24 protein-coding genes are annotated in these 25152 nt (G+C 66.7%); 15 read left to right on the top strand and 9 right to left on the bottom strand.

Features of this window, described 5'->3' with window-relative positions; all coding sequences use genetic code 11:
- Position 1 precedes the first annotated feature (1 nt).
- The 7 genes from NA12_RS19175 (at position 2) to NA12_RS19145 (ending at position 6210) form a co-directional block, all read left to right on the top strand.
- Positions 2–520: a cupin domain-containing protein gene (locus NA12_RS19175; protein ID WP_067452864.1), complete on the top strand. Its 519-nt coding sequence runs from the start codon at positions 2–4 to the stop codon at positions 518–520.
- A 51-nt stretch (positions 521–571) separates the two neighbouring features.
- Positions 572–1744: an MFS transporter gene (locus tag NA12_RS19170; protein WP_067452861.1), complete on the top strand. Its 1173-nt coding sequence runs from the start codon at positions 572–574 to the stop codon at positions 1742–1744.
- Complete coding sequence (locus NA12_RS19165; RefSeq protein ID WP_067452858.1) at positions 1741–2628, top strand: sulfurtransferase; 888 nt, start codon at positions 1741–1743, stop codon at positions 2626–2628. Before NA12_RS19170 ends, NA12_RS19165 begins: the two co-directional genes overlap by 4 nt.
- Complete coding sequence (locus tag NA12_RS19160; protein ID WP_067452853.1) at positions 2625–3392, top strand: SDR family NAD(P)-dependent oxidoreductase; 768 nt, start codon at positions 2625–2627, stop codon at positions 3390–3392. Before NA12_RS19165 ends, NA12_RS19160 begins: the two co-directional genes overlap by 4 nt.
- 38 nt (positions 3393–3430) lie before the next feature.
- Positions 3431–4288 (top strand): LLM class flavin-dependent oxidoreductase, encoded by an 858-nt coding sequence (locus NA12_RS19155; protein WP_067452850.1) that lies wholly within the window; start codon positions 3431–3433, stop codon positions 4286–4288.
- A gap of 437 nt (positions 4289–4725) precedes the next feature.
- The gene (locus NA12_RS19150; protein WP_067452847.1) at positions 4726–5223 is read left to right on the top strand and encodes a DUF6764 family protein; all 498 of its coding nucleotides are present in this window, start codon (positions 4726–4728) and stop codon (positions 5221–5223) included.
- A 114-nt stretch (positions 5224–5337) separates the two neighbouring features.
- Positions 5338–6210: a MerR family transcriptional regulator gene (locus tag NA12_RS19145; protein WP_255284091.1), complete on the top strand. Its 873-nt coding sequence runs from the start codon at positions 5338–5340 to the stop codon at positions 6208–6210.
- Between the two features lie 252 nt (positions 6211–6462).
- On the opposite strand, the gene NA12_RS19140 is transcribed toward NA12_RS19145, so the two are convergent.
- On the bottom strand, positions 6463–7770 hold the full coding sequence (locus NA12_RS19140; RefSeq protein ID WP_207905639.1) for a cytochrome P450: 1308 nt from the start codon (positions 7768–7770) through the stop codon (positions 6463–6465).
- Positions 7771–7903: 133 nt separating this feature from the next.
- On the opposite strand from NA12_RS19140, the gene NA12_RS19135 reads away from it, so the two are divergent.
- On the top strand, positions 7904–8587 hold the full coding sequence (locus tag NA12_RS19135) for a TetR/AcrR family transcriptional regulator (RefSeq protein WP_307188357.1): 684 nt from the start codon (positions 7904–7906) through the stop codon (positions 8585–8587).
- A gap of 632 nt (positions 8588–9219) precedes the next feature.
- Here NA12_RS19135 and NA12_RS19130 read toward each other — a convergent pair.
- Positions 9220–10740, bottom strand: a complete 1521-nt coding sequence (locus NA12_RS19130) for a phosphatase PAP2 family protein (protein ID WP_084472910.1) — start codon at positions 10738–10740, stop codon at positions 9220–9222.
- Here NA12_RS19130 and NA12_RS33705 point away from each other — a divergent pair.
- The 3 genes from NA12_RS33705 (at position 10740) to mbp1 (ending at position 12479) form a co-directional block, all read left to right on the top strand.
- Positions 10740–10991 carry a hypothetical protein gene (locus tag NA12_RS33705; RefSeq protein ID WP_132370075.1) on the top strand — a complete coding sequence of 84 codons (252 nt, stop codon included), beginning with the start codon at positions 10740–10742 and terminating at the stop codon, positions 10989–10991. The genes NA12_RS19130 and NA12_RS33705 overlap by 1 nt on opposite strands.
- Before the next feature lie 200 nt (positions 10992–11191).
- A complete protein-coding gene (locus tag NA12_RS19125) occupies positions 11192–11848 on the top strand; it encodes a nitroreductase family protein (RefSeq protein WP_067453708.1) in 657 nt (218 codons plus the stop codon).
- 385 nt (positions 11849–12233) lie between these two features.
- On the top strand, positions 12234–12479 hold the full coding sequence (gene mbp1, locus NA12_RS19120; protein ID WP_067452837.1) for a microaggregate-binding protein 1: 246 nt from the start codon (positions 12234–12236) through the stop codon (positions 12477–12479).
- Positions 12480–12938: 459 nt separating this feature from the next.
- Here mbp1 and NA12_RS19115 read toward each other — a convergent pair whose 3' ends face one another.
- Positions 12939–13355: a hypothetical protein gene (locus tag NA12_RS19115; protein WP_067452834.1), complete on the bottom strand. Its 417-nt coding sequence runs from the start codon at positions 13353–13355 to the stop codon at positions 12939–12941.
- Positions 13356–13653: 298 nt separating this feature from the next.
- Positions 13654–13908 (bottom strand): hypothetical protein, encoded by a 255-nt coding sequence (locus tag NA12_RS19110; protein ID WP_132370077.1) that lies wholly within the window; start codon positions 13906–13908, stop codon positions 13654–13656.
- A 309-nt stretch (positions 13909–14217) separates the two neighbouring features.
- Here NA12_RS19110 and NA12_RS19105 point away from each other — a divergent pair, with 309 nt between their 5' ends.
- The gene (locus NA12_RS19105; protein WP_132370079.1) at positions 14218–15009 is read left to right on the top strand and encodes a hypothetical protein; all 792 of its coding nucleotides are present in this window, start codon (positions 14218–14220) and stop codon (positions 15007–15009) included.
- A 74-nt stretch (positions 15010–15083) separates the two neighbouring features.
- On the opposite strand, the gene NA12_RS19100 is transcribed toward NA12_RS19105, so the two are convergent.
- Positions 15084–16169, bottom strand: a complete 1086-nt coding sequence (locus NA12_RS19100) for an NAD(P)-dependent alcohol dehydrogenase (RefSeq protein WP_067452825.1) — start codon at positions 16167–16169, stop codon at positions 15084–15086.
- A 208-nt stretch (positions 16170–16377) separates the two neighbouring features.
- Here NA12_RS19100 and NA12_RS19095 point away from each other — a divergent pair, with 208 nt between their 5' ends.
- Positions 16378–17790 carry an alpha/beta hydrolase domain-containing protein gene (locus NA12_RS19095; RefSeq protein ID WP_067452822.1) on the top strand — a complete coding sequence of 471 codons (1413 nt, stop codon included), beginning with the start codon at positions 16378–16380 and terminating at the stop codon, positions 17788–17790.
- Positions 17791–17891: 101 nt separating this feature from the next.
- A complete protein-coding gene (locus NA12_RS19090; RefSeq protein WP_067452819.1) occupies positions 17892–19295 on the top strand; it encodes a sulfatase family protein in 1404 nt (467 codons plus the stop codon).
- Positions 19296–19311: 16 nt separating this feature from the next.
- On the opposite strand, the gene NA12_RS19085 is transcribed toward NA12_RS19090, so the two are convergent.
- Genes NA12_RS19085 through stf0 form a run of 4 tightly spaced genes read right to left on the bottom strand, consistent with a single transcriptional unit; the run spans position 19312 to position 23871 of the window.
- The gene (locus NA12_RS19085; RefSeq protein ID WP_084472909.1) at positions 19312–20235 is read right to left on the bottom strand and encodes a formylglycine-generating enzyme family protein; all 924 of its coding nucleotides are present in this window, start codon (positions 20233–20235) and stop codon (positions 19312–19314) included.
- Positions 20232–22127, bottom strand: coding sequence for an adenylyl-sulfate kinase (gene cysC / locus NA12_RS19080; protein WP_067452816.1), 1896 nt, complete (start codon positions 22125–22127; stop codon positions 20232–20234). Before cysC ends, NA12_RS19085 begins: the two co-directional genes overlap by 4 nt.
- On the bottom strand, positions 22127–23083 hold the full coding sequence (cysD, locus tag NA12_RS19075; protein WP_067452813.1) for a sulfate adenylyltransferase subunit CysD: 957 nt from the start codon (positions 23081–23083) through the stop codon (positions 22127–22129). The genes cysC and cysD overlap by 1 nt, the downstream gene beginning before the upstream one ends.
- Complete coding sequence (gene stf0 / locus NA12_RS19070; RefSeq protein ID WP_067452810.1) at positions 23080–23871, bottom strand: trehalose 2-sulfotransferase; 792 nt, start codon at positions 23869–23871, stop codon at positions 23080–23082. Before stf0 ends, cysD begins: the two co-directional genes overlap by 4 nt.
- Positions 23872–24133: 262 nt before the next feature.
- Here stf0 and NA12_RS19065 point away from each other — a divergent pair, with 262 nt between their 5' ends.
- Positions 24134–25021: an exodeoxyribonuclease III gene (locus NA12_RS19065; RefSeq protein WP_067452807.1), complete on the top strand. Its 888-nt coding sequence runs from the start codon at positions 24134–24136 to the stop codon at positions 25019–25021.
- Positions 25022–25152 lie beyond the last annotated feature (131 nt).

Raw genomic sequence — 25152 nt, 5'->3', positions numbered from 1 at the left:
CATGACCAACCTGGACATCGAGATCGACGACAAAGGGATCCTGATCCCGGAATCCGAGCAGACCGCGGTTTCCCTGCTCGATGGACACGCGCGGATCCGCGTCCCGGGCAACACAACTCGGGACTCCTTCACTGTGGTCGAGCACACCGGCCAGCGCGGATACAACACCCCGTTGCACTACCACCACATCGAGGACGAGGTTTTCATGGTGCTCGACGGTGCGCTGCGCATGGTCTGTGACGGCCAGGAGCAGCTCGCCGAGGCCGGGACGACGATGGTCATCCCGCGGATGGTTCCGCACGGATTCGTCGCGATCTCGAACGAGGTCAGGTTCCTCACCATTCACTCGACGCCGGACTTGGGCAACAAACCCCAGTTCGACCTGTTCCTCGCAGCCGAGATGCCTCCGGCGCAGGCAACCCGGATGCCGACCGAGGAAATCGGCCCCGATCTCGACCACATCATTTCGCTCGGTACCACCTACGGGTATAGCTACGCCGGTCCTGCGCCGACGCCCTGACGCCGGGCCCTTGCCCATCGACCAATTCCTACTCGGACAGAGAAGAGAACCATGCGGTTGAGTCTCGCATCACTTGTATTGTGCGTCTTCGGCATCACCACCGGTGAGTTCGTCATCGCGGGGATCCTGCCCGATGTCGCCTCCGATCTGGACGTGTCCATCCCGGCCGCAGGACTCCTTGTCACGGCCTACGCCATCGGAATGATCATCGGTGGGCCGACACTGACCGCGCTCACCACGCGGTTTCCCCGCAGGCCCCTGATGGTGACGCTGCTGGTGGTCGCCGTCGTGGGCAATATCGCCTCGGCGCTCGCACCCGCGTACGAGGCCCTGTTCGCAGCCCGGATCCTCACCGCGCTGGTGACATCGACCTTCTTCGCCAACGCGATCGTCACCGCGGTGTCGACAGCACCGGAAGGAAAGCAGGCCTCGACGGTGTCGAAACTGGTCTTCGGCATGAACATGGCGATGATCCTGGGCGCGCCGCTGGGCACGTTCATCGGCGCCCAGTACGGATGGCGTGCCACCTTCGCCGCGGTCGCCGCGGTCTGCGCGCTCGGTGTGCTGCTGGTGATCCGGCTGGTCCCCGCGGTGGCGAACGCAGGCGGGTCCGCGATGGCCGAGATGCGGGTATTCCGCAGTCGTGATGTGCAATTGGCGATCGCGATCACCGCGATCGCCAATGCCGGAGTGCTGATGGTGTTCACCTATTTCTCGCCGCTGCTGACCGATGTCAGCGGCTTCACCAGTGGTTCGGTCGCCGGCTGGCTGCTGGTCTACGGTGTCGGCGCGACCGTGGGCAATCTCATCGGCGGTCGCCTGTCGGACCGAGCCCTGATGCCGTCGCAGATCGGGTTGCTGACCCTGTTGACCGCAGCGCTCGTTGTCATGTGGCTGGTCAGCACCAACGTTGTGCTCATCGCGGTGATGGTGTTCGTCCTCGGCGCACTGGGCTTCTCGGTGATCCCCGGGATGCAGTCACGGGTGCTGAGCACCGCGGCGGCGGCGCCGACCCTGGCCATGGCGGTGAACGCGTCGGCCTACCAGCTCGCGGCCGCCTTCGCGGGCTGGCTCGGCGGGCGGGTCATCGACGGCAGCGGTCTTCGATCGGTGTATCTGGTCGCAGCGGCCGTCACCGTCGCCGGAATCGCCCTGAGCGGAGTGGCGTGGTACCGCGATCGCCTGGCCACCGACGTCGACGACTCGAAAGTGGCTGTGGCATGAGCGGATCATCGAAGGTCAGTGGGCGCGCGACCGCGCTGGTGAGTGGCGCCTGGGCCGAGGACAATCTCGGCACACCCGGTCTGGTGTTCATCGAAACCGGCAACGAGCAGGCTGACTATCTGCACGGCCACGTGCCGGGGGCGGTATGGATCGGTTGGTCAGAGTTTCAGGATGATCTGACGCTGGGCCTGATCGGGCCGCGCGAATTCGCTGACTTGCTGTCCGCGAAAGGGATCAGCAACGACGACACCGTTGTCATCTACTCCGTGGCCTCCAATCTGCTGGCGGCACTGGTCTATTGGTACTTCACCCACTACCGACACCGGTCGGTGAAGCTCCTCGACGGCGGTCGCCGCAAGTGGGAGTTGGAGAAGCGCCCGCTGACCACGGACACGTTCGCACCTCACCCAGCGGTCTATCAGGTGCCGACGCCGGACTCGTCGGTGCGTGCCGGACGCGACGACGTCCTCGCCGCGATCGGTGCGACGAGCATCGTCGATGTCCGGACACCGGACGAGTACAGCGGCCTGCTGTTCGCGCCCGCCTTCGCCGGACCTGCCTTCGCCCCGGGCAACAGCCCGCACGAGGTCGCCCAACGGTCGGGACATATTCCGGGAGCGATCAATCTGCCATGGGACATGGTCGTGAATCCCGACGACACCTTCAAATCCGACGACGAACTGGCGGCGCAGTTCGCCGGGCTCGACGTCGAGGCCGGCGTGATCACCTACTGCTGGGTCGGTGCTCGCTCGGCCCACACCTGGTTCGTACTCCGGGAATTGCTCGGCCACGACGACATCAAGAACTACGACGGATCGTGGGCCGAGTACGGATCGTTGCTCGGCGTTCCGGTCGAGCGCCCGATACAGAAAGGAAGCCGATGACCGTAGGCAATCTCCACGGCAAGGTCGCTCTGGTGACCGGAGCCAGCTCAGGTATCGGTGAAGCCGCGGCGAAGATCCTCGCCGCGCGCGGAGCCGGTGTCGTGCTGGCGGCCCGGCGAATCGACCAGCTGGACAGGGTTTGTGCCGAAATCGCCGAACTCGGCGGTAAGGCTGTCAGCATCGCTACCGACGTCACAGTGGACAGCGATCTGGAAAATGCTGTCGCCACTGCGGTAGACCAGTTCGGCGGGCTGGATATCGCGTTCAACAACGCGGGGGCACTCGGCACGATGGGATTTGTCGCCGAGCAGAACCCCAGCACATGGACTGCCGACGTCAACACCGTGCTGACCAGCACCTTCCTGTCGATGCGCCACGAGATCATCGCCATGCAGCGGCGCGGCGGCGGCGTCATCATCAATAACGCCTCACAGCTGGGCGTCGTGGGATTCGGCGCGGGTATCAGCGCATACGTCGCGGGCAAACACGGCGTGATCGGGTTGACGAAGGCCGCGGCTCTCGAATATGCCACGCAGAATATCCGGATCAACGCGGTGGCGTTCGCGTCGGTGGATACGCCGATGTACCGGTCCTCGGTCGGAGCGGACGAGGACACTGCGGCGATGTTCCGTTCGCTACATCCACTGGGCCGTATCGCCACTGCCGAGGAAGCGGCCTCCTCGGTCGCCTACCTCGCGACAGAGGAAGCGGGATTCTTCACCGGCTCGGTGCTGGTGATGGACGGCGGCTGGACTGCCCAGTGACAGTCGGCCCGTCCCAGCACGAGTCCCGGTTCGGAGTAATGCTGTATCCGGACGAGACTTTTCCCGTTCTGCTCGAACGGATCCGCTGGCTCGAAGAGTTGGGATTCGATCAGGTCTTCCTGCCCGACCACAGCGGCGATCTACGGGATCGGCGGGGGCGGTGGTTCGACAGCTGGGCGGTGCTGGCCGCCGCAGCGGTGAGCACCCGGCGAATCCGCCTCGGGATGCTTGTCGCGAACCAGATCCTGCGCCCACCGGCACAACTGGCCCAACAAGCCATCACGATCGACCATGCCTCCCACGGTCGCTTCGAACTAGGGGTCGGCGCTGGGCTGTTCGCGTGGGACCACCACAGCGTGGGCGAACATCCTTGGCCGCCCAGGCAGCGGATGCGCCGGTTCACCGACTATGTGGCGATCGTCGACGGCCTGCTGTACGCGCGCGAGGAGACGTTCAGCTACACCGGAGACGAGCTCTGGGTAAAAGAGGTCCCCACGGCTCCTGGTTCGTGGCAGTCACCCCGGTTGCCGCTCATCGTGGGAGGTCAGTCACCCACGGTGCTCCGGGTGGCAGCAGCGACCGCGGACGTGTGGAACACCCATGGTCCGCCCGGCGCCTCCGATACCCAGACCCTGCAGGCTACAGCGGAGCAGACCCACAGAATCGACCACCTCGCCGAAGCAGCCGACCGCGATCCGGCGATGATCCGCCGGTCATACACGGTTTTCGGGCCGTGGGATCCGCGCTGGGGTCGACACACTTACGAGGAGATCTTCGACCGTTTCGGTGCGGTAGGGATGACAGATTTCGTCCTGGACTGGCCGGTCCGTTCACAACTCGACGAGTTCGAACGCATCGCGCGGGAGGTATTGCCCGACCGCCGAACTCGTGGCTGACGGCGACCACCATGCGCAGGAGTGCCTTCCCTCGCGGCGCTCTCAGCATGGCCGAGCTGATCTAGCGCACCCTCGCCGAGCGTGAACCGTTCTCGAGCCGGCCCTGATTCCTCGACATCGGGGGCCGGGTACACACCGTCATGGTCGTCGCCGACCGAGCCCGTAGCGACAGCCACCGCGAACAACCGCTTGCTGACCACCTCACTGCTGCGGTTCTCGGCCGCAGCCGACGGCGCATGATGGCTTGCTGCGGAGTGGGGTCGGAGCCCAGGTTCCCGCTGTGCGTTGTGGACCACGCAGTAAATGTTCCTGATGCGTCGATTATGCATCATTTGGCGTGTAGTGTCACAGGCATCTCGTAGACAGATATTTTCACCGGCCGCCGGCGCCGCGGGCGTGGAGCGGCCACGGACAACATCGGAAGCGAGGAGATTGTCATGGTTCATTTCACTGCTGGGCGCGCGCTCGGGTTTCTCGTGAGTGCGGGAACGGCGTCACTGTTCGCCTTGGCGGCCGCACCGACGGCGAATGCCGCGCCGGCTGCCATGTGTCCGGCGCCTGGTGCGGCGTCGGTGCAGGCCGGCGCGGCCGACGGGTCGTGCTCCGCGACGAGCGCGATGGGCGGCGCGGCAGCGGCCTACGGATTCGACGGCGCCGCGTCCGCCGAAGCGGCGCCGACGAGCTTGTCGCTGGCCATCGCACAGAACGGCGGCACCGCGACCTCGAACTCGACGTTCCTGTCGGGGCCTGCCGCGATCGCCGTGGGACCGGGTGCGCAGGTGACGACAACCGGGGTGCGGCCCGGGCTCTCCATCGGCATCGCCGGACCGGGAGCGGAGGTCACCGTCAACGGCGTCACCACTCCCACCTGCACCGGTGGTCCTGCTTTCGCCGGTGACTTCCAGACCCTGCAGGGTTGCGTGTCGCTGCGCTGACACCGGCCGTGCGCCGCCCTGCATGCAGGCCGAAGGGTGCCGATCGACGTCGGTGCAGCGCCCCGGAACACGGCGGCTCGGCAGCCGTGGATCTCGTGCGATTCGTGGAAAGGCGTGCGGAGCTTGGAAGATGGTGGTGGGAGGGGTGAGTCGGCATCCAGCTACACCGTGGGAACCGTGGCCGCGATGCTGGGCATTCCCGTAGCGACACTGCGCAGCTGGAACCAGCGATACGGCCTCGGCCCGGCGCACCGGCGTCCGGGCAGCCACCGGTACTACACGGCCGGCGACGTGGCGATGCTGAGTCGGATGGCCGATCTGGTCAGTGCCGGAGCGAGCCCGGCCAAGGCGGCGCAGGCTGCCCGAATCGCGGCGGATTCTGTACCGGCGCCCGGTGATGTGGCGCCGGTGTTGCGCGCTGCCGAACAGCTCCGAGTCGCTGAACTGTTGGGCCTGATCACCGCCCATCTGACCCACTTCGGTGTGGTGGCGACGTGGCGCGAATTGTGTCGACCTGTCTTCGCGGACATCGTGAGTAGGCAGGATGGGGGCATCGGCTTGGTCGACGTGGAGCATGTGGTGTCCGGGGCGATCACCACGGGGTTGCACCGCGCCGTGCCCGCGGTGCGCGCAGTGTCCGGGTTCGCTCCGGTGCTGCTGGCTTGTGCTCCGGGTGAGGAACACGTACTGCCGCTGGAAGTTCTGCGCGCGGCGCTGGCGGAGGTCGGCGTACCGGCAGTGCTGCTCGGCGCCGCCGTCCCCGCCGGCGCACTCGCCGACGCGGTGGCGAAAGCAGGCGATCCGGTGGTGGTGCTGTGGTCCCAAACAGCGCGCACTGCGGCAGTGGTGCCGGTCCAGGCGGGAGTCGGTGAACCGGCCCGGCTGCTGCTGGCAGGACCTGGCTGGCCCGAGGCGCCCGGCATGCAGCGCCTCGGCTCGCTCGAAGAGGCGGTCGCCGAGGTCGGTCGGCTGGCGCGTAGTCGATGAGTAGCCTCCGATCAGAAAATGATTCGAAAACGATGCAAGCTTGGAGAGTCGGTCGAACGCATTCCAGGAAGAGGCCACCCGGCGCCCGAAAATCGGGTCGCATCGACTGTCCATCTCGGAGCGCACAATCGTGATTTCCGCGCCGTCCCGGTTGCGGCGCCGAGAGGCCTATGGCCAACAGGCACGGCGCGAGGTGAGTGCCACCGCGGCGGCCGATCTACGCACCAGTGGTTTTCGGTCAGGTAGAGCCACTCACTTTCTCGCGCCTGCTTTTTCCTTGGCGCCGAGGTTGGCCTGTAGTCGCCGATAGCCGTTGAGGGTGACCAGTTCGCGCTTTTCGGGCGGGATGGCGAGGTGCAGGGCAGGGAATGTGCTGAAGAGGGCGCGCAGTGCAGTAACCCCTTCGACGCGGGCGAGTGCGGCACCGATGCAGGCGTGGACGCCGCTTCCGAAGGCGAGGTGATCGGCGGCGTTGGGACGGGTGATGTCGAAGCGATCAGGGTCGGTGAAGACGCGCGGATCCCGATTCGCGCCGGCGGGGAGAAGCATGACCGTGTCATTGGCGGCGATCTGATGTCCGGCGATCTCGATGTCGTGGCGGGCTATGCGAACCATTCGTTGCACCGGCGGGTCGTACCGGAGGATTTCCTCGATCGCGTTGGGCCACAAGCCAGGATCGTCGTGGAGGCGGGCCAGTTGTTCCGGGTGGTCGAGTAGTGTCACGATCCCGTTGCCGATGAGATTGACCGTGGTCTCGAAACCTGCCCCGATCAGCAGGGCCGCGTTGGCGGCCAGTTCTCTGTGGGTCAGGGTGCCGTCGAGGGCCAATCGGCTGAACGGGGTATCGGTGGACTCACCGTGGCGGACCTGGTCGAAATGGTCGCGCAGGTAATCATCCAGGTTACGTAGGCCCTCGATTGCTCTGCGATAGGTGGTCCACGAGATGCCCACGTCCAGTAGCGGAGCTGCTCGGTGTCCACAGTCGAGCAAGCTCGGCCGGGCATCGGTGGGTAGTCCGAGGATTTCGGCGATCACTGCGACCGGTAGTTGTTCAGCGAAGGCCGGCAGCAGGTCGACCTGTTGATCGCTGTCGAAGGTGTCGAGTAGTCGGGTGGTCAATTCGGTGACACGGTCACCGAGTCGGTCGATGGCTCGGGGAGTGAAGCTGTGGGCGACCAGTCGCCGGTAGCGGGTATGTTCGGGCGGATCGACCATCAACATGGACGGCGGTTCCACGGGATTGGGCAGCCCGGGGTCGGCGCGGGCGATCAGCGCCGTCAGAGGTTTCGGCAACCCGGACGTCGTGGTGTCGACGGCACCGAATCGGTTGTCACGCAGGACTTCCCGACACAATTCATGGTCAGCACTGACCCACAAGAACGGAGTACGGACCAGTCGGCCTTGCTGCCGGATCGCCTCGATCACCTGGTAACGCTCGGCGCCGGCGGCCCCGTGCAGGAGAAACCGTGCCAGGGGATCGCCACGGCGTGCCTGTACCGCGAGGAAGGCCCCCGGTATCGCGTGCATGGCCGCCCATCGAATCCAGATACGTCCGGTCACTGCGTGCCCCCAGCTCTGTGATACAAACAGACTGAATATGTCTCTTACGTCTGTGCAGTACGATACGTCGAGTATCAGCAGTAGGCAAGGGAGGATTTCCGAGGTGACGGCAACCGAGGAGTTTCTGCGGCGCATGGTCGAGCCCGACCCCGCGGTGCTCGCGCAGGTCCTCGAGCCCGACGAGATCGCGACCCGCGTGCTGCGCGGAGCCAGAGAACAGTTCGAGCTGGTCGGCATTCGGCGCACCACCATGGAAGACGTTGCGCGGCATTGCGGTATCGCCCGGGCAAGCCTGTATCGCCGGTTTCCGGCCAAGTCGCAGCTCGTAGACGCGGTAGTGCTCGCAGAAGTGCGGCGCTATTTCGACGGCAGCACCCGCGCCCACGAGTCCGGCCGGACCGTCGCCGAGAAGATCGTCAACGGCACGGTGTTCAACGTCGGATTCCTGCGCGAGCACACGCTGCTACAGAAACTACTGCGTACGGAACCGGAAACCTTGCTGCCGGGATTGACCGTCGGCGCTGCCGCCCTCCTCGACCTCGCCACCTATCGGGGCGCCGCGCAATTGGTCGAGCTACTGCACGGCGAACAGACTCCGACCCCGGCCCAGCAACGTCACCTTCGCACCGTTGCCGAACTGCACACCCGCCTCACGCTGTCGTTCGCACTCACCCCACATACCAGCATCGACCTCGACACCGTCGACGCGATCCGGATATTCGCCAACACCTATCTGATCCCGTCGATCACCGCATACGATGGCAGGCCACCCGAGCTCGACGACGCACCAGTTCGGCCGGCGCCGGACAGTAAATAGCCGCGATCGTGCGTGTGGGCCCGCCACGGGACCGCGCAGGCATCCTGCGAAGCGAGATCGAAAGCGCCCCACGGAAACCCCACAGTTTCGACCGGAATCGATGCGAATTCATGCGAATCGTCGAGAAGTGTCGTTTCGCGAAAAAGCCCGTTGCTGAGCACTGTTGGGTGCTGATGGGTAGGTTCTGGACAACGGGAACGCGCGCCAGGGGTCGCAGCTTCAAATCCTGTCAGCCCGACAGTGAAAACCCCCTTTGACCTGGTGATGGTGCCGGTGGAAACCGCAGGGCCAGCCAACCGAACAACTGGCGAGGGTTCTAGCGACGCCGGCTGTGCGAACTCGATCGGGGTGCCGTAGCCGCCCACTGTCTGAGCCGACAGCCCGAAGACGCATGGTGCTACATCGCGAGGCGCGCGCGTCCGGTCACAGGGTCACAGCCCCGCCATCACCGGGTCAGATGCCGAGATGGCCACCGGCGGCACGATAGCTGTTGCAGCTCAACGGCTTACGGGGATATCCCTTTGCTCGGTACCGCCTACGACACAACACTCCGCACAAGCCCGGCAGGTCGTACAGGCGCGAGAACATCGTCAGCGTCACCGTGCGCTGGCCCTGGTCGATTCGACCGACGATCAGCTCGCGGATGAACTGCGCCGGGCAGGTCGAGCCTGGGGGAGTGCCGACCTATCGCCGGTCGAGACGGGTCGCACCACCCACCAGACGATCGCGGTCCATATCGAGGACAGCAGGATCGAGCCGATGATGTCGGTGGGGTGGTGGGCTCCGGCATAGAGTCGCTGCGCCGCTACCAGCGCCGGAATCAGCAGTGCCGCGGCGGCGAAGACCCGGTACTGCCATCGGCGTGTGGTGGCCCACACCAGCGCGGCGGTGCCGGCGTAGAGCGTCAGTGCGGCGGCGACATGCCCGGAAGGGAAACTGGCTGTGGGGGGAAGGTCGGGATTGAGGTGTGCGACCCGGGGCCGGTCCCGGTCGACGATCGCAGCGGTGGTGAGGAATAGCGTGATCTCGCCCAGCAGTGCCGTGCCGAGGAACAGCACCGGTCGCCAGCTGCGCGCGATGCCTACCGCGAGTGTTGCGACGATCAGAGCGACCGTGATGATCGCGGTGGTATTTCCGATCTCGCCGAACACATCGAGGATCGACGTGAGGGTGGAATTACGGTGCTCGGCGAGCATCGCCACGACGCGGTGATCCCACTCCAGGGCAGCGGTGTCGGTGTCGAGGGTGCGCACCAGTATGCCGATTCCCACCAGCCCACCGACGAGCAGCACCCACGCGACCGCGAGCTCGCCGATCCCTTGCCATGGGTGCGGCAGCGTGGGCGGATGCTGAACCGGGACCGGTCGCACGTCGTCTTCCTCGGCCGGGGCGACGTCGCCGGGTAGGGGGCCGGTGCTGTCGATTCTGGCGTCGCGCCGCCATCGGTGAAAGGCGACAGTTGCCAGTACGAGCCACAATGTGCCGAGCAACCAGCCGCCGAGGACATCGGTGAGGTAGTGCACGCCGAGCGCTATCCGGCTCACCCCGATGGCGATCACGATCCCCACTGCGAACACGGTCGCCGCGCGGCGTGCGCCCGCCTGCCAGGTGGGCGTGAAGACCAGCAGCACAACGCCGTAACACACCAGTGAACTCATCGCGTGTCCGCTGGGAAAGCTCCAACCGTCCGTGGTGTAGACGGGCTCGTCCACCACCGGACGTAACCGTGCGACAAGCTCTTTGACGACCGGGTTGAGGATCAGGCCGCCCGCAGCGGTGAGTACCACGTAGACGGCAAGTCGGGGGAGACGACGCAGCAGTAGCCAGATGGTGGCGACGGCCAGTACCACAACCAGCGTGCTGGTCGCTCCGAGTTCGGTGATGCCGGTGACTGTGCTGTGCAGGGCCTTGTTATCCGCCACCGCGGCGACCAGGTGGTTGGTGACCGTTTGATCTGCGGTCTGCATCGGTTCCCACCGCGTCCGGACCAGAGCGGTGAGCACCCCGAACCCGATTCCGATGCCCATAGCGCCGAGTAACGCCGCGGCACTGCGGACAGCGAATCGTTCGGCGGCCTCGGCCTCGCTGTGATGCGCGACGACGGAGCTGTCAGCGCCTGTCGCGGCATCCCGGTCGCGTTGATCAACAGTCAATGCAACACCTCCTTCGTTTGTGCGGCATCGCCGACCAGCGAGAACCGCGACAGGCCACCAGTGAACTCCGGTTGCCGGATATCGTTGTTGTTCACGGTTTCCCGTTACAGGCGGTCGCAATCAATCGAGAAATCATGAGCGCGATCCCCGCGCGCGCCGCGGTCGTGGGCAAGATCTGGCCTGCAGAGCTGATCGCATCGGTGAACAGCTATTTCTTCGTGCCAGTGTTGGCAGGGTGGGAGCGGGGATAGCGGGGCACGCTCATTCTCTGCCCCTCGGGCCGCATTTCTGATAGCAGCCGGATCGCCGAGCCCGCGACCGGACGGGCAGTCGTATTCGTGGTGTGCTGGGCAAGGGCGATGCCCGGGAGGGGACTTCGCATACTTTGATATGCGCACCGTCGACTACATGACGGGGCGATCCTGATACCGAGCGCACGATGGGAGAACGTATGACTGTCGAGTTCCCGCATCTCGACCTGTCCGCTGACGAGGTACTGACCACGACCCGGTCGGTGCGCAAACGTCTCGACCTGGATCGGCCGGTACCGCTGGAGGTGGTCACCGACGCATTGGAGGTGGCGCTCCAGGCGCCGTCGGGCAGTAACCTGCAAGGCTGGCATTGGATCGTGCTGACCGATCCCGAGCCCAAGAAGATCGTGGCGGAGTACTACCGCAAGTCCTACACCGCCTACGCTGCGGCGGGTGCGGCCGTGCGGCAGGCGAAGCCGCCGAAGGACGCCGATACCGCGGAGAAGGTGGCTTCGAGTGCGACCTATCTGGCGGAGGTGATGGAGCAGGTACCAGTGCTGGTGATCGGTGCGATCCACGTTCCGGGTGGGCAGCTGCCGGAGGGCAACCAGGCCGGTCTGTGGGGTTCGCTGCTCCCCGCCGCCTGGAGCTTCGCGCTCGCACTGCGTGAGCGCGGCCTCGGGTCTGCGTGGACCTCACTGCATCTGGAGTACGAACGAGAGGTCGCCGAGGCGCTGGGAGTCCCCCCGAGTGTTCGGCAGGGTGTGCTCTTGCCCGTTGCCTACACGAAGGGCACCGACTTCAAGCTCGCCAAACGCGCCCCGCTCGACACGGTACTGCACGTCAACAAATGGTAGTGCTGAGCCGATTCGCCCGCAGCTTCATCTACGCGGGTGGTCGAGAAGCTCTACTTGGCAGCGGCGGTAGATAGGTCCACGCCCCTCGACCTCTGCGACGTCGTGCTCGTGCCCGTCCACGCCTACACCAGTTTCCTTGGAGGTCGAGGCCGTCCAGGTCGAGGCCGAGCTCAGCGGCCGTGCTGAGGTAGTGCGCGGCTCGTGTCAGCGCTCCTCGGATACGCGGTGACCGCCCGCGCGCATGACCGGACATCGAGAAAGGCGCGACCGTGACGACCGACGGCGCCATCACGCGAAGCGTGCGGCCGAATTCGACCCTGATTGGTTCGCAGGAGCCGGGGTAGGCCGGAAACGACAGTTCATCCTTGCGACGAGAGGTCAAACTATGCCCGAGCACGGCAACGGAGTTCGCGAAGGCGTCGAAGGCGTCGTCGAAGACGTCAAAGGCAAGGCCAAAGAAGCCGCCGGTGCGCTGACCGGCGACGACAACCTCAAAGAAGAGGGTCGCGCCCAGCAGGACAAAGCCGAGTCCCAGCGCGAGGCTGCCCGCAAGGAAGCCGCCGCGGAGAAAGCACGCGCTGAAGCCGACATCGATGAGGCGCGCCAGGCAGCGCATCAGCGCGACCGCTGATTTGGGCTGACGAAGGTGGGAGGGGCTCGGACGAAATCGTCCGAGCCCCTCCCACCTTTTGTATGCGTGTCCTGCCGAGTGTAGTGACGGTGGCCTTCATCCCCCCGAATGGTCAACGCTAGCAGCCTCATTCGGGGTCAGAATGTCAGAGCCGCGCCGGTCATGGGTGTGGCGAGTTCGGGGATCGGTGTCTGGAGTCGTGGCTTCGGCGGTCGCGGAAGGCGCAGTGGCGGGGGTGTCCGATACCGCTGGTCAAGCGGTGGCCTATGCCTACCGGAAACCGAAGGATCTGGTTTCGAGCCATGTTGGTTCTCGAGTATGGAATCGCTAGAGCACCAACTCAATTCGGCCGCCTACGTGCTGTGCTACTCGAGGTTGTACAGCACGTAGGCGCCGAGAGTGATCAGTGGTTGCCGGCCGCTGCGCAGGTGGTGTCGATGACGATTCCGCGCGGTCGGGTCAGTGCGTCACGGCGTCGGCGGTGCGGTCACCGAAGGGATGTCGCCAGGTGCGGCGTGCGCTCGCACTACGCGGCGTCTTCGCGAGCACGGTCTTCTTCTCCTTCGGTTCGGCCGAAGGACGGATGGTCCGCTCGCTCGTGCCGGTGCGACGGGCGAGCCGAAGATCGGCCTTGGTCTGACGCAGGCGCTGCGACGAACGGTGGGCGCCGGCGGTGAGCAGGACCAGGCCGAGCATGCCGAGGGCTCCGAGCACGATTGCCGACAGGAACAACGCGCCCGACGTCGCGGTGATGTGGTAGCCGAGCAGGCTGAAGTCGTCACTGAGCGTGTGGGCGGGTCCGTTGTTGCTCAGCACGCCCGCCGTGCCGATCACCACCGCGGCGATGAGCAGGACCAGGCCGAGGAAAACAATCATGACAGTCTCCGAATCCGGTTACACCGGTATACGTGTGGTGCCGCCCGCCCGCGGGCTGCGTGCGAGTCGAGCCGATGAGCGGACCGACGATCGTGATGCCACGGTGCACAGCGACCCGGCGTCACCGCCCTTCACTCCGTGGAATACCCCGATCCGGGCGGGCGACGCAGCTGCCGGGGCGCGATCGTCGAAATGTCACCGCTGGCGATCGGAAGACCGACACCCTAGTTCGCCACGATCGAACATGCTGCCCCACAACCGGTTCCGACGTGAGGCATGCTCGCGGGTAACCAATCTGTCAGCTTACCGCGGCGACGACCGCGAGGTACTCATACTGTTCTCGCAACAGGCTTCTCATGCCGGAGTGCGCCGAAACAGGCACTGATCCGCATCGGAGCCGACCCCGAATCCGTTCCAGTAACACAGCATCGAATTGTTCATCGAGATGGACTTGGTAGAAGTCGGCCTTGTGAACGGTCAGGCAGCCGGCCGCCAAGTCCTGAGTCAGTCCGGCGGTGAAGTCCGCGCGGTCGCTGACCTCGACCGCAGTCACCACGTACCCTGCCAGGGCAGCCGCCACGGCAGTCGAGCCGTACCCGGGCTTCCGTGCGCGCGGAGAAGATCCACCCGGCGACGGTCCTTCTCGGTCAGCCGAGCCTCGGCCGCGCCCACCACGAACCGCTCCTGGAGTAGAACTCTCGCACCCGATCTCGCGCCCGTGTGTTCTGCTAGCAGGGCCACCGGCGACGTCCGGATGCTGTGGTTGCGTCTGAGGAGGCATGTAGGATCCCGGAGTTCGTCGTGGATTGTGCGTGCTCGGCGATTGCCTCTGTGCCATAACGCAAGTGACAGGGAACCGTTGATGTCTGAGCACCCTTCGTTCGTCTGTCTGCCCGGTGCGATGCCCGTCCATAGTTCGTCAGCTGAGGGCTATTGGGGGCAGATGTCGCTGTCGAGCCTGCCTTTCGATTTCGAATGGGATGAGCCGATTCGGAATACGCTGCTCGACGACGATGACGAACGCGATCTGGAGTTGGCCGAGCAGCTCGGCCTGCTGAGGGATGAGGCTATTTTCGGCATCGCGGTAGCTGCGGCGCAGTGGGTTGTGGCGCGCGTGGATGGCGTGGCGCCGGCGGCGGATGTGCGAGACGCCCTGCAGCGCATCGAGGCTATGTGGGCGTTGTGCGCGGACTTGCACTATGCACGCCTCACCGATCCGCCGGAGTTCGGCGGGCAGGCGCCACCGAAGGCGGAGGAGCCACTGTGGGTCTGCCGAACTCTGCTCTTCTGGATCTACGGTGCGGCCGTCCTCGGTGAGGATCTACAGGGCGAATGCATGTCGCTGATACTGCTGGCCCGCCAGGTGATGGGGTCGCACACGGGGTTCTCGACCTGGCTGAGCCAGGCCATCGAAAAGGCCGAGGCGCCGTATTCCCTCGGAGATGACGACCCGGATGATGAAGACTCCCAGCTGATTTGGAAGCCGGTGCCGCCGGAGTTCTTCTGGCCGACCTTCACCCATACGACGCGTGAAGCGGCGCAGGAACTCGTTGATGCCTATCTGGCCGGGCTCGACCCCGCGACGAATCCGTATCTGCGCGACGCGCACGATATGCGCACACACGGGTTCTCGGGCAAGCCCTATGGTTGGTGAAAGACTCTGCACCCGAACCCGGAAGGGGACTGCTGCAGGGGTAGGTGACTGTCACCCGATCCTGCAGTAGCTCCTCAGGAGAACGTGATTACTGGCTTGATGACCGAGCCGCTGTGCGCGGCGGCAACCGCCTCATTGATCGATTCCACCGGATAGGTTCGGACGAGCTTCTCCATCGGAAACTTTCCTTGGCGATACCAGTCCACCAGTTGAGGGATGAAGCTCTGGGGGTCTACATCGCCTATTATCGAACCGCGGAGGGACTTTCCTTGCCCGATCAGTTTGGCTACTTCGATAGGCATTGTCGGTTCGCCCAAGGCGACGAGTGCGAGAACCCCTCGCGCGGCAAGCGCATCGATGGCTGTCGCGACGACCGCAGCACTTCCCGTCGTGTCCAGCGCGTGCGTTGCGCCGGACCCGGTAGCAGCTTTGATCATGGCCACCACGTCGTCGGCGGTGCCATCGATGACTACGTCGGCGCCGAGTTGGAGGGCGAGCTCGAGTCGGGCTTCGGACAGGTCGACCGCGATCAGTTGGCCTACGCCCAGGGCGCGAGCAGTCATCAGCGCTGCCATGCCGACTCCGCCGACTCCGAAGATCACGACAGACGAATCCGGTTCAGGCCGAAGCACACTGGTGATCGTTCCCGCTCCGGTCTGGATGCCGCAGCCGAACGCGGCGGTCATGGCGAGGTCGAGGTCGCGGTCGACGACTACCAGGTTGCGAACCCCGGTGACGATATGCGAGGCGAAGCTGGATTGTCCGAAGAAGCCTCCGACTATGGGCTGCCCATCCCGTGCAAGCGGCGAGTGTTCACCGAACCTGCCCCCGTTCAGTGTTACCCACTGCTCGCAGTACCCGGGTAGGCCTGTTTCGCACAGTGCGCAACTGCCGCAGCTGGAGAAGGTGATCAGGACGTGATCGTTGACGTGCACACCGCTGACGCCTGGTCCGACTTCCTCGACGATGCCTGCTCCCTCGTGTCCGAGAACGACCGGCAGCTCGGGTGGAAAATTCTGTTTCGCGGTCAGGTCTGTGTGACAGATGCCCGACGCGATGATCCGAACCAGCACTTCGCCCTTGCCCGGACCGGTCAGTCTCAGATTTTCGATCGAGAAGGGCGCATCGGCGCCCCGGGCGACGGCAGCGGTGATGTGCATGTGGCAGAACCCCTTCGGCGACACGTCGGTGTGCGGCCGGTTGTGCGTAGCTCCCGGCTCGCCGGTGAATCGGGCCGGTACGACGCAATATGGACAGCTGTATGGACAGTACTGCGGACAGGTATTCAGCGCAAGGTCGTCGGAGGTACCTTGTAGTAGGCCGCCGTGGCACCGGCCGACCGAATCACTACGATGTGAGGTATCAGCCGTGAAAGATCCTGTACTCGAACATGTTCGGGGAACACCGAATCTGCTGCTCGGCAGCTACGACCTGACCGCGCTCGGATACAGGGTCGACGAATACTTCGTCGAGGGAACGGCGCGGTCCTATGAGCCGGTCGGCGAACTCACCGCCGACGGGCGCTGGGAAGTCGTCCCGCTCGAGCAGGCCGACTATCGCACCCGGGTGGTTACCGTCGTACCGGCCGACAGCGCGCGGTTCAACGGTACGGTCGTCGTCGAGTGGCTCAATGTCAGCGGCGGTCTCGACGCTCCCGCGGTCTGGCTGATGGCCCATCGCGAATTGCTGCGAGCCGGCTACGCCTACGTCGGGGTATCGGCTCAGCAGGTCGGTATCGAGGGCGGCCTCGCCCTGGTCGGCGATATGTCGCTCAAGACACTCGACCCCCAACGCTACGCGCCCCTGCACCATCCCGGCGACGCGTTCGCCTACGATCTGTTCAGCCAAGTCGGAGTGGCACTGCGGGACCGCAGCGCGGAATTGCTCGGCGATCTGCGCCCTGAACGGATCCTGGCGGTCGGGGAGTCCCAGTCGGCCATGTTCCTGACCACCTATATCAACGCCGTCGCGCCCGTCGCCGAGATCTTCGACGGGTATCTGGTGCACTCACGGTTCGGCCCCGCCGCACCGCTGGACGGGCGTTCGGTTCTGGACCCCGACACTGTCGCTTGCCTGCCCCGTCCGACGTTCCGCGACGACCGGCGAACCCCGGTGCTGGCGGTCATCACCGAGACCGACCTGGTCGGCGGGGTACTCCCCGGCTACTTCTCGGCCCGACAGCCCGAGCGGGAGTTCCTGCGCGTCTGGGAGATTCCCGGGGCCGCCCACGCGGACAACTACACCATCCAGGGCGCTTTCCTCGACAGCGGACTCGCGCCGATCGAGGACCTCGCCCAGGCGTTCCGGCCGACCCAGACGCTGCTGGGTCGCCGTCTCGAGCGTTTCCTGAACTTCGCCCCCCAGCATCACTACGTACTGCACGCCGCGATCGCACGACTCGACGAGTGGGTGCGCGGCGGCAAACCCGCGCCCTCGGCGGCGCGCATCGACTCGACCGGGGGTGAGTTCCCGGTGATCGTCGCCGACAGCGACGGGATCGCGCGAGGCGGTGTCCGCACCCCGTGGGTCGACACCCCTCTCGCCGTCACGTCGGGCCTGAACACCGAGACCGACCGCATGGCGACATTGTTCGGGTCCGGCGAACTGTTCGATACCGCCCACCTGTCCCGCCGGTATCCCGGTGGCCTCAGCGAATTCCTCACCGAGTTCACCACCGCGCTGGACCGGGCGATCGATGACGGCTTCCTCGTCCGCGCGGATCGTCGCGAGATCCTCGAACTGACGACGATCACTGCCCGATGGCAGTTCGACTCGGCGTAGGGGCGGCGGATACACCGGACTGGATCGCGAAAGCCGACCCTGTTGAATTCAGTCTGATTCCAATCGACCACCGCGACCGGTCACCCTGGCACCATCGGAAGATGGGCCTCAACGGTGAGAACGTCATTCTGGTGCACTGGCACGACCTCGGTCGGCATCTGACCTGCTACGGCGCCGAGGGCGTGCACAGCCCCACACTCGACCGGCTCGCCGCCGACGGCATCCGCTTCACCGACGCGCACGCCACCGCGCCGCTGTGCTCGCCGGCGCGCGGATCCCTGTTCACCGGCCTGCACCCGCACCGCAACGGCCTCGTCGGTCTGGCGCATCACGGCTTCGAATACCACGACCACGTCCGCACGCTGCCCTCGCTGCTGGGCGAGGCCGGATACCGGACGGCGCTGTTCGGCATGCAGCACGAGAGCGCCGACCCCACCCGGCTGGGCTTCGACACCGTCGACGTCTCGGACTCGCTGTGCGACCACGTGGTGGCGCGCTCGCAGGAGTGGTTGCGCGACAACGCCGATCAGAGCCGCCCGTTCTTCCTCACGGCCGGATTCTTCGAGACCCATCGCCCCTATCCGGTGGACCAGTACGAGCACGCCGACCCCGACACGATCGGCGTGCCCGGCTTCCTGCCCGACGATCCACGGGTCCGCGCCGATCTTGCCGGTCTGCACGGCAGCATCGCCCAGGCCGACGCCGCCGTCGGGCGGCTGCTCGACACCGTCGCCGAACTCGGACTCGACGAGAACACCTGGATCGTCTTCGTCACCGACCACGGGCTGGCCTTCCCGCGCGCCAAGTCGACCCTCTACGCCGAGGGCACCGGGGTGGCGCTGATCGTGCGCCCGCCCCGGCGGCGCGCCCTGGCTCCGCGTGTGTACGAGGACCTGTTCTCCGGGGTGGATCTCACCCCGACCGTGCTCGACCTGCTGTCGGTGCCGGTCCCGTACAGCGTCGACGGCGAATCCCACGCCCCCGAACTCCTCGAACCCCAGGGCGAACCGGTCCGCAGCGAGCTGTTCACCCAGAAGACCTACCACGACGCCTTCGACCCCATCCGCGCCGTGCGCACCAAGGAATTCAGCTACATCGAGAACCTGGCGGACCGCCCCGCCCTGCTCCTGCCGCTCGACATCGCCGACAGCCTCTCGGGTCGCGCCCTCGATCCCGGCGCCGTCGCCGCGCCGCGACCCCGGCGCGAGCTCTACGATCTGGCCGTCGACCCGTACGAACGCCACAACGTCGCCGAGGAACCCGCCTACCAGTGGGTCGCGCGGCGCCTGTCCGGTCTGCTCGCCGACTGGCGCGCCGAGACCCGCGACATCGTCCCCGACGACCGCGCCGGAACCGCCATCGCCCAGCGGTTCATGGCCGCCTACTTCGCCAAACAGGCCGCGAGCCGCGACGAAGAGGACCTGCCTTCTCGACGCCCACGTGGTGACCGTCGCGAACTCGTCCCGCCGGGTGGTACGTCCTCGGCCGCCGAGGCGGCCGGCTGAGCGCGCTCGCCGGAGTTCAGTCCTCGACGGCGCGGGCGACCGTGCGGAAGCCGATGTTGCCCGCCGTCGAGTCCGGCGTGTTCTTCGAGCGCGCCGCCACCCGGTAGCGATAGCAATAGGAGTCGTGGCACAGGTGGCTGCCGCCGCGCAGCACCCGCGTGTTGCCCCGGTCGGGGCCGAGCGGGTCATGGCCGGGCGCGGTGCGGTAGTAGCGGGCCGAGAAGCGGTCGGCGCACCATTCCCAGACGTTGCCGACCGTTTGATAGAGGCCGAAGCCGTTGGGGGCGAAGGACTTCGCCGCGACGGTGCCCACGGGTCCGGTGGGTGCGTCGGGGAAGTCGCCGGGAAAGATGGCGACCTCGTCCTCGGTGGGGTGGGCGTCGCCCCACGGGTAGCGGGCGCCGGTCAGGCCGCCGCGCGCGGCGTGTTCCCACTGCGCCTCGGTCGGGAGGGCGCGAGCGCTCCAGGCGCAGTAGGCCAGGGCGTCGTGATGGGAGACGTGCACGACCGGGTGATCCTCGATCGCGGTCGAACCGGGGCCGCCGGGCGCGCGCCAGCTGGCGTCGGGGACGGTGAGCCACCACGGCGTGCCGGGCACGGGGGTGCCCGTGGCGGGGTCGGCGGCGCTGAGATGGAACACCGCCGAGGCGCCGAAGTGTTCGGCCTCGGTCCGATAGCCGGTCGCGTCGACGAAACGAGCGAAATCGGCGACCGTCACCGTGGTCACATCGATCGTGAAGGCCCGCAGCGTCACCGGATGAACCGGCGACTCACCGTCCGCGCGGTACCCGTCGCCGTGCGCGTCGCCCATCGCGAACGTCGCCGCCGGGATGGCGGCCTGTGCTACCCGGTGGGCACCCGGACGGGGCCCACCGGCGACGGCGAGATCGGCGGTGAACCCGGCGGGCGCACCACCACCGCGCGGAGTACAGCAGTTCACTCGTCCAGGATCCCACGCTCGACGAGCAGGGCGACGATGCGCTGCGCCAGCTCCTCCACGTCGGCATCGGTGGTATCGAACCGCAGGTCGGGACTCAGCGGCTTCTCGTACGGCGCGTCGATCCCGGTGAGCCCCTTGAGCTCGCCGCGCCGGGCGCGCGCGTAGAGGCCCTTGGGATCGCGGCGTTCGCATTCGACGCGCGGCGTGCTGACGTGCACCTCGATGAACGGCAGCTCGGCGGCTTCGTTGAGCTCGCGGGCGATCTGTCGATCGGAGTGCAGCGGCGAGACCATCGAGGCGATGGCGATGACGCCCGCGTCGGCGAAGAGCCGGGTGAGGTGACCGACCCGGCGGATGTTCTCGGCCCGGTCGCCGGGGGAGAAGCCGAGATCGTCGGAAATGCCGTGGCGGATGTTGTCGCCGTCGAGCAGATAGGCCACCCGCTGCCTGGTCACCAGCGCCCGCTCCAGCGCGACCGCGACGGTGGATTTGCCCGAGGCGGGCAGACCCGTCAACCAGACCGTCGCGCCCCGATGACCGGTCCGTTGCGCGCGCTCGGCGCGGCTCAGCGACGACGGGTGCCATTTGATGTCGTTGCGGGTGGCCTTGCCGGGCACCACTTCCCTGGCCAGGGTGATGGTGCCCGCCCCGACGGTGTCGTTGGACGCCTCGTCGATGAGGATGAACGCGCCGGTATCGCGATTGTCGGCGTACCGGTCGGCGATCACCACCGAGGCGGTGCGCAGCGTCAGGGTGCCGATGTCGTTGAGCACCAGCTCGCTCGGGCCGACTTGGTCGATGAGCGACTCGGGGTCGAGGCGGCGTTCCAGCGACTGCACCGTCGCCCGCACGGTGGAGGTGGCGTGCTTGAGCGCCACCCGATCCCCGGCACGCAGCGGATGCTGCCCGAGCCAGCACAGCGTCGCCTCGATCTCGCGGGCGGCCACCGGCGTCGCGGCCTCGCTCGCAGCGCTGACCAACACATCGCCACGACCCACGTCGATGTCGTCGGCCAATTCCACCGACACCGACAGCGGCGCCACCGCGACCGAGCGGGTGTCGTCGAGCGTGTCGAGCGTGGTGACCGTGCTGCGGGCCCCCGAGGGCAGCACGACCACCTCGTCGCCCACGGCGAGCGTGCCCGCCGCGAGCCTGCCCAGATAGCGGCGACGGTGCGCGCCCGAGGGCCGCGCCACCCACTGCACCGGCAACCGCAGCTCGCCCGGGGTGGGCGAGGGTGCGTGCAGTTCGATGTCCTCGAGGTATTCGAGCAGCGTCGGTCCGGTGTACCAGGGGGTGTTCGCCGAGCGGTGCACGACGTTGTCGCCGTGGGCCGCCGCGACCGGGATGGCGGCGATCGGGCCGGAGCCGAGCTGGGTGGCCAGCTCGTCGAGTTCGGCCTGCACCTGCGCGAAACGCTCGGCGGAGTAGTCGACCAGGTCGATCTTGTTCACCGCGGCGATCACATGCGGCACACCGAGCAGTCCGGCGATCCGCGCGTGTCTGCGGGTCTGGCGCAGCACGCCACTGCGGGCGTCGACGAGCAGCACCGTGACATGGGCGGTGGACGCCCCGGTGAACATGTTGCGGGTGTAGCGCTCGTGGCCGGGGGTGTCGGCGAGGATGTAGCTGCGGGACTCGGTGGAGAAGAACCGGTAGGCCACATCGATGGTGATGCCCTGCTCGCGTTCGGCGCGCAGGCCGTCGGAGAGCGCGGCCAGGTCGATGACGCCGGCGTCGGAGGTGACCCCGGCGAGGTGATCGGTGGGCAGGCTGCCGGTGTCGTGCAGCAGGCGACCGATGAGGGTGGACTTGCCGTCGTCCACGCTGCCCGCGGTGGCCAGACGCAGCAGCTGACGGTGGGTGTCGACGGTGGGAACGGTGGCGGTCATCAGAAGTATCCCTCGCGTTTACGGTCTTCCATGGCGGCGGCCGAGGTGCGATCGTCGGCGCGGGTCTCCCCGCGCTCGCTGACGGTCGCGGCGGACACTTCCGCGATGACGGAATCGATGTCGGTGGCGGTCGAGCGGACCGCGCCGGTGATGGTCAGATCGCCGACGGTGCGGTAGCGCACCGACTCGGTGCGGACCTGCTCGCCCGGTCGCGGCTGGGTGAAGGGCGAGACGGCGAGCAGGATGCCGTCGCGTTCGAAGACCTCGCGCTCGGCGGCGAAGTAGATCGAGGGCAGTTCCAGGCGCTCGAGCCGGATATAGCGCCAGATGTCGAGTTCGGTCCAGTTCGAGAGCGGGAAGACCCGCACCGATTCGCCCCGACGGATGCGGCCGTTGTAGATCGACCACGGTTCGGGACGCTGCGCCCGGGGATCCCACTGACCGAACTCGTCCCGGAAACTGAACACCCGTTCCTTGGCGCGGGCTCGTTCCTCGTCGCGGCGGGCGCCGCCGAACGCGGCGTCGAACCCGCCGGCCTCCAGGGCGTCGAGCAGGGTGCGGGTCTGCAGGCGGTTGCGCGAGCCGGACGGTTCGGTCGACTCGGCGACCTTGCCGGTGTCGATCGAGTCCTGCACGGAGGCCACGATCAGGGTGATCCCGTCGGGATTGCGGTCGTCGGGCCGCACCCGGCGGTCACGGAAGGCGATGACCTCCTCGAAGTTGTGGCCGGTGTCGACGTGCAGGATCGGAAACGGCAGCGGCGCGGGCCGGAACGCCTTCTCCGCGAGCCGCAACAGCACGATGGAGTCCTTGCCGCCGGAGAACAGCAGGACCGGCCGTTCGAGTTCGGCGGCCACCTCCCGGATGATGTGGACGGCTTCGGCCTCGAGCGCGCGCAACTCGTCGACGTGATCGAGGCGTTCGGGGGCGGGGACGGCGAGGTCGGTGACGGTCATACCGGGTATCCGTTCTGCGCGGCGTCGGCGCGGTAGCGCGCCACCCACTCCGCGGAGCGGGCGTTGGACTGGGGTTTGAGTGGGGGAGCCGGGGCCAGTGTGGGGTCCTGCCCGATCGCCTCGAGCACCCGAGCGGTGGCCTTGGCGGGATCGGCCACCAGGGTGGGGAAATCGATCTCGAGCGGTTCGATGCCCTCGCTGGTGAACCACTGCCGCCACGAGCGCTGCTGCTCGAGCAGCACGGCGGCCAGGTGCGCGATGCCCTCGGCCCGGTACACCGCGCCGTCGTCGGTGCCCTCGGCGACGTCGGGATCGTCGCGCCACACGCGGGTCTGCACCGCGCGCCACATCGACACCGCCTGCGACACCACATCGGGCCGGTGCACGTGCACGTACACCGGATCGGCGCCGTCGAACAGCGAACGGATCGCGGTGCGCAGCGAACCGGAGGCGGTGCGGGTGCGGGTGATCAGCAGCGAGGTCTGATTCCACATCAGCTTGCCGCCCCACACGCCGTTCGCGGTACGACCACCGCCGCGCAGGTCGGCCAGCCACTGCTCGGCATCGCGCGAATCGACCGTGCCGGGATCGAGGGGGTCGAGCAGCGCGAGCAGTTCCGGGTCGGTGACTCCGGCGAACCATTCGCGGGGCTGCGGAGCCTGCGACGAGGACGGAAAGTACTGGAAGAACTCCTGCGGGCGGCCCGCGACGCCGGTGGCGGCGAGCGATTCCACGAGCAGGGTGCTACCACTGCGCTGCGAGGCACAGACGAGGTAGTCGGTTGTCATGAGGCCCAGTCTGCCGAAGTACGCTCCGCCGCAAACTCATTGAGATTGGTGAGACCGGATGTCTTGACAGTTCGATCGATCGGCGCTGGGGACTTCGCGTGCGCGCCCTATCGTTGATACCTATCTGCGAGTCTGTGACGATGCTCGACCCGGTCGCCCCGGACTCCGGTAGAGCGCCAGTTCGTCGACCTGCCCGGTCCCACCGAGGTCGCGTACCGGAGCTGCCCGGCTGCGGGGTAGGGGGCTCCGGCACAGTGTTGCCATGGGTTCGTCGGTCGCTGACACTTTCGCTGTCGCCACTTTCAATGTCAACGGAATCCGCGCGTCACGTCGTCGTGGATTCGATCAGTGGTTGCGGGCCAGGTCGGCGGATGTGGTCGCGTTGCAGGAGTTGCGTTGTCCCGCAGCCGATGTTGGCCCTTTCCCGGGCTATTCGGCGGCGGTGGATGTGGGTTCCGTGGCCGGTCGTAACGGCGTGGCAGTACTGACGAGGGTTCCCGCCGCTGCTGTGCGGACCTGGGTGACCCACCCGCCCAGGGCCCGCGGACTCGGTGAGTTCGCCGTGCAGGGACGCTATATCGAGGTGGATCTGGCCGACCGGCCGGTGACGGTGGCCTGTCTGTATCTCCCCAAGGGTGGTCTGCCCTCGCATCTGCAGCGCCCGGGATCGATGCGCGAACAGCCCGACGGTGGGGTCAAGTACGAACGGAAGCAGCGGTTCCTCGCGGCGTTCGCCCGCGAAGTGCACCGGAACCGGCTCGCGGCGCTGAGCGCGGGACGCGAGTTCGTCCTCACCGGGGATCTGAACATCGCCCACACCTGCCACGATGTGACCAACTGGCGTGCCGCCCGCACGATGGACGGATTCCTGCCTGCCGACCGCGAGTGGTTCAGTTCGATTCTCGGCACGCGCCGGCTAGTCGACGTGGTGCGACAGGTACACGGCGATCGCCCAGGTCCACTGACCTGGTGGAGCTGGGCGGGGCAATCGTTCGCCAAAGATGTGGGTTGGCGAGTGGACCACCAACTCGCGACACCCGGACTCGCCCGCCTCGCCACGTCTGTCGTCGTCGACAAGGAGCCGTCACCCGCAGAGCGGCTCTCCGATCACGCCCCACTCGTGGTGACCTACTCGGCAATGCCTGACTGAGAAGTTCTGGTGCCCTCGGCAGGTCACACAAAACATGGGCGATTGGAAAACGCCTGGTCATAGTCGATGGCTACTCGATCTTAGCTCTAGCATCAACCGCTGCGTGGGGGTCAGGGGTTCGAGTCCCCTTA

It is taken from the genome of Nocardia alba NBRC 108234 (assembly GCF_001612665.1).
Taxonomy (GTDB): Bacteria; Actinomycetota; Actinomycetes; order Mycobacteriales; family Mycobacteriaceae; genus Nocardia; species Nocardia alba.
This window is presented reverse-complemented; position numbering and strand designations above follow the sequence as displayed.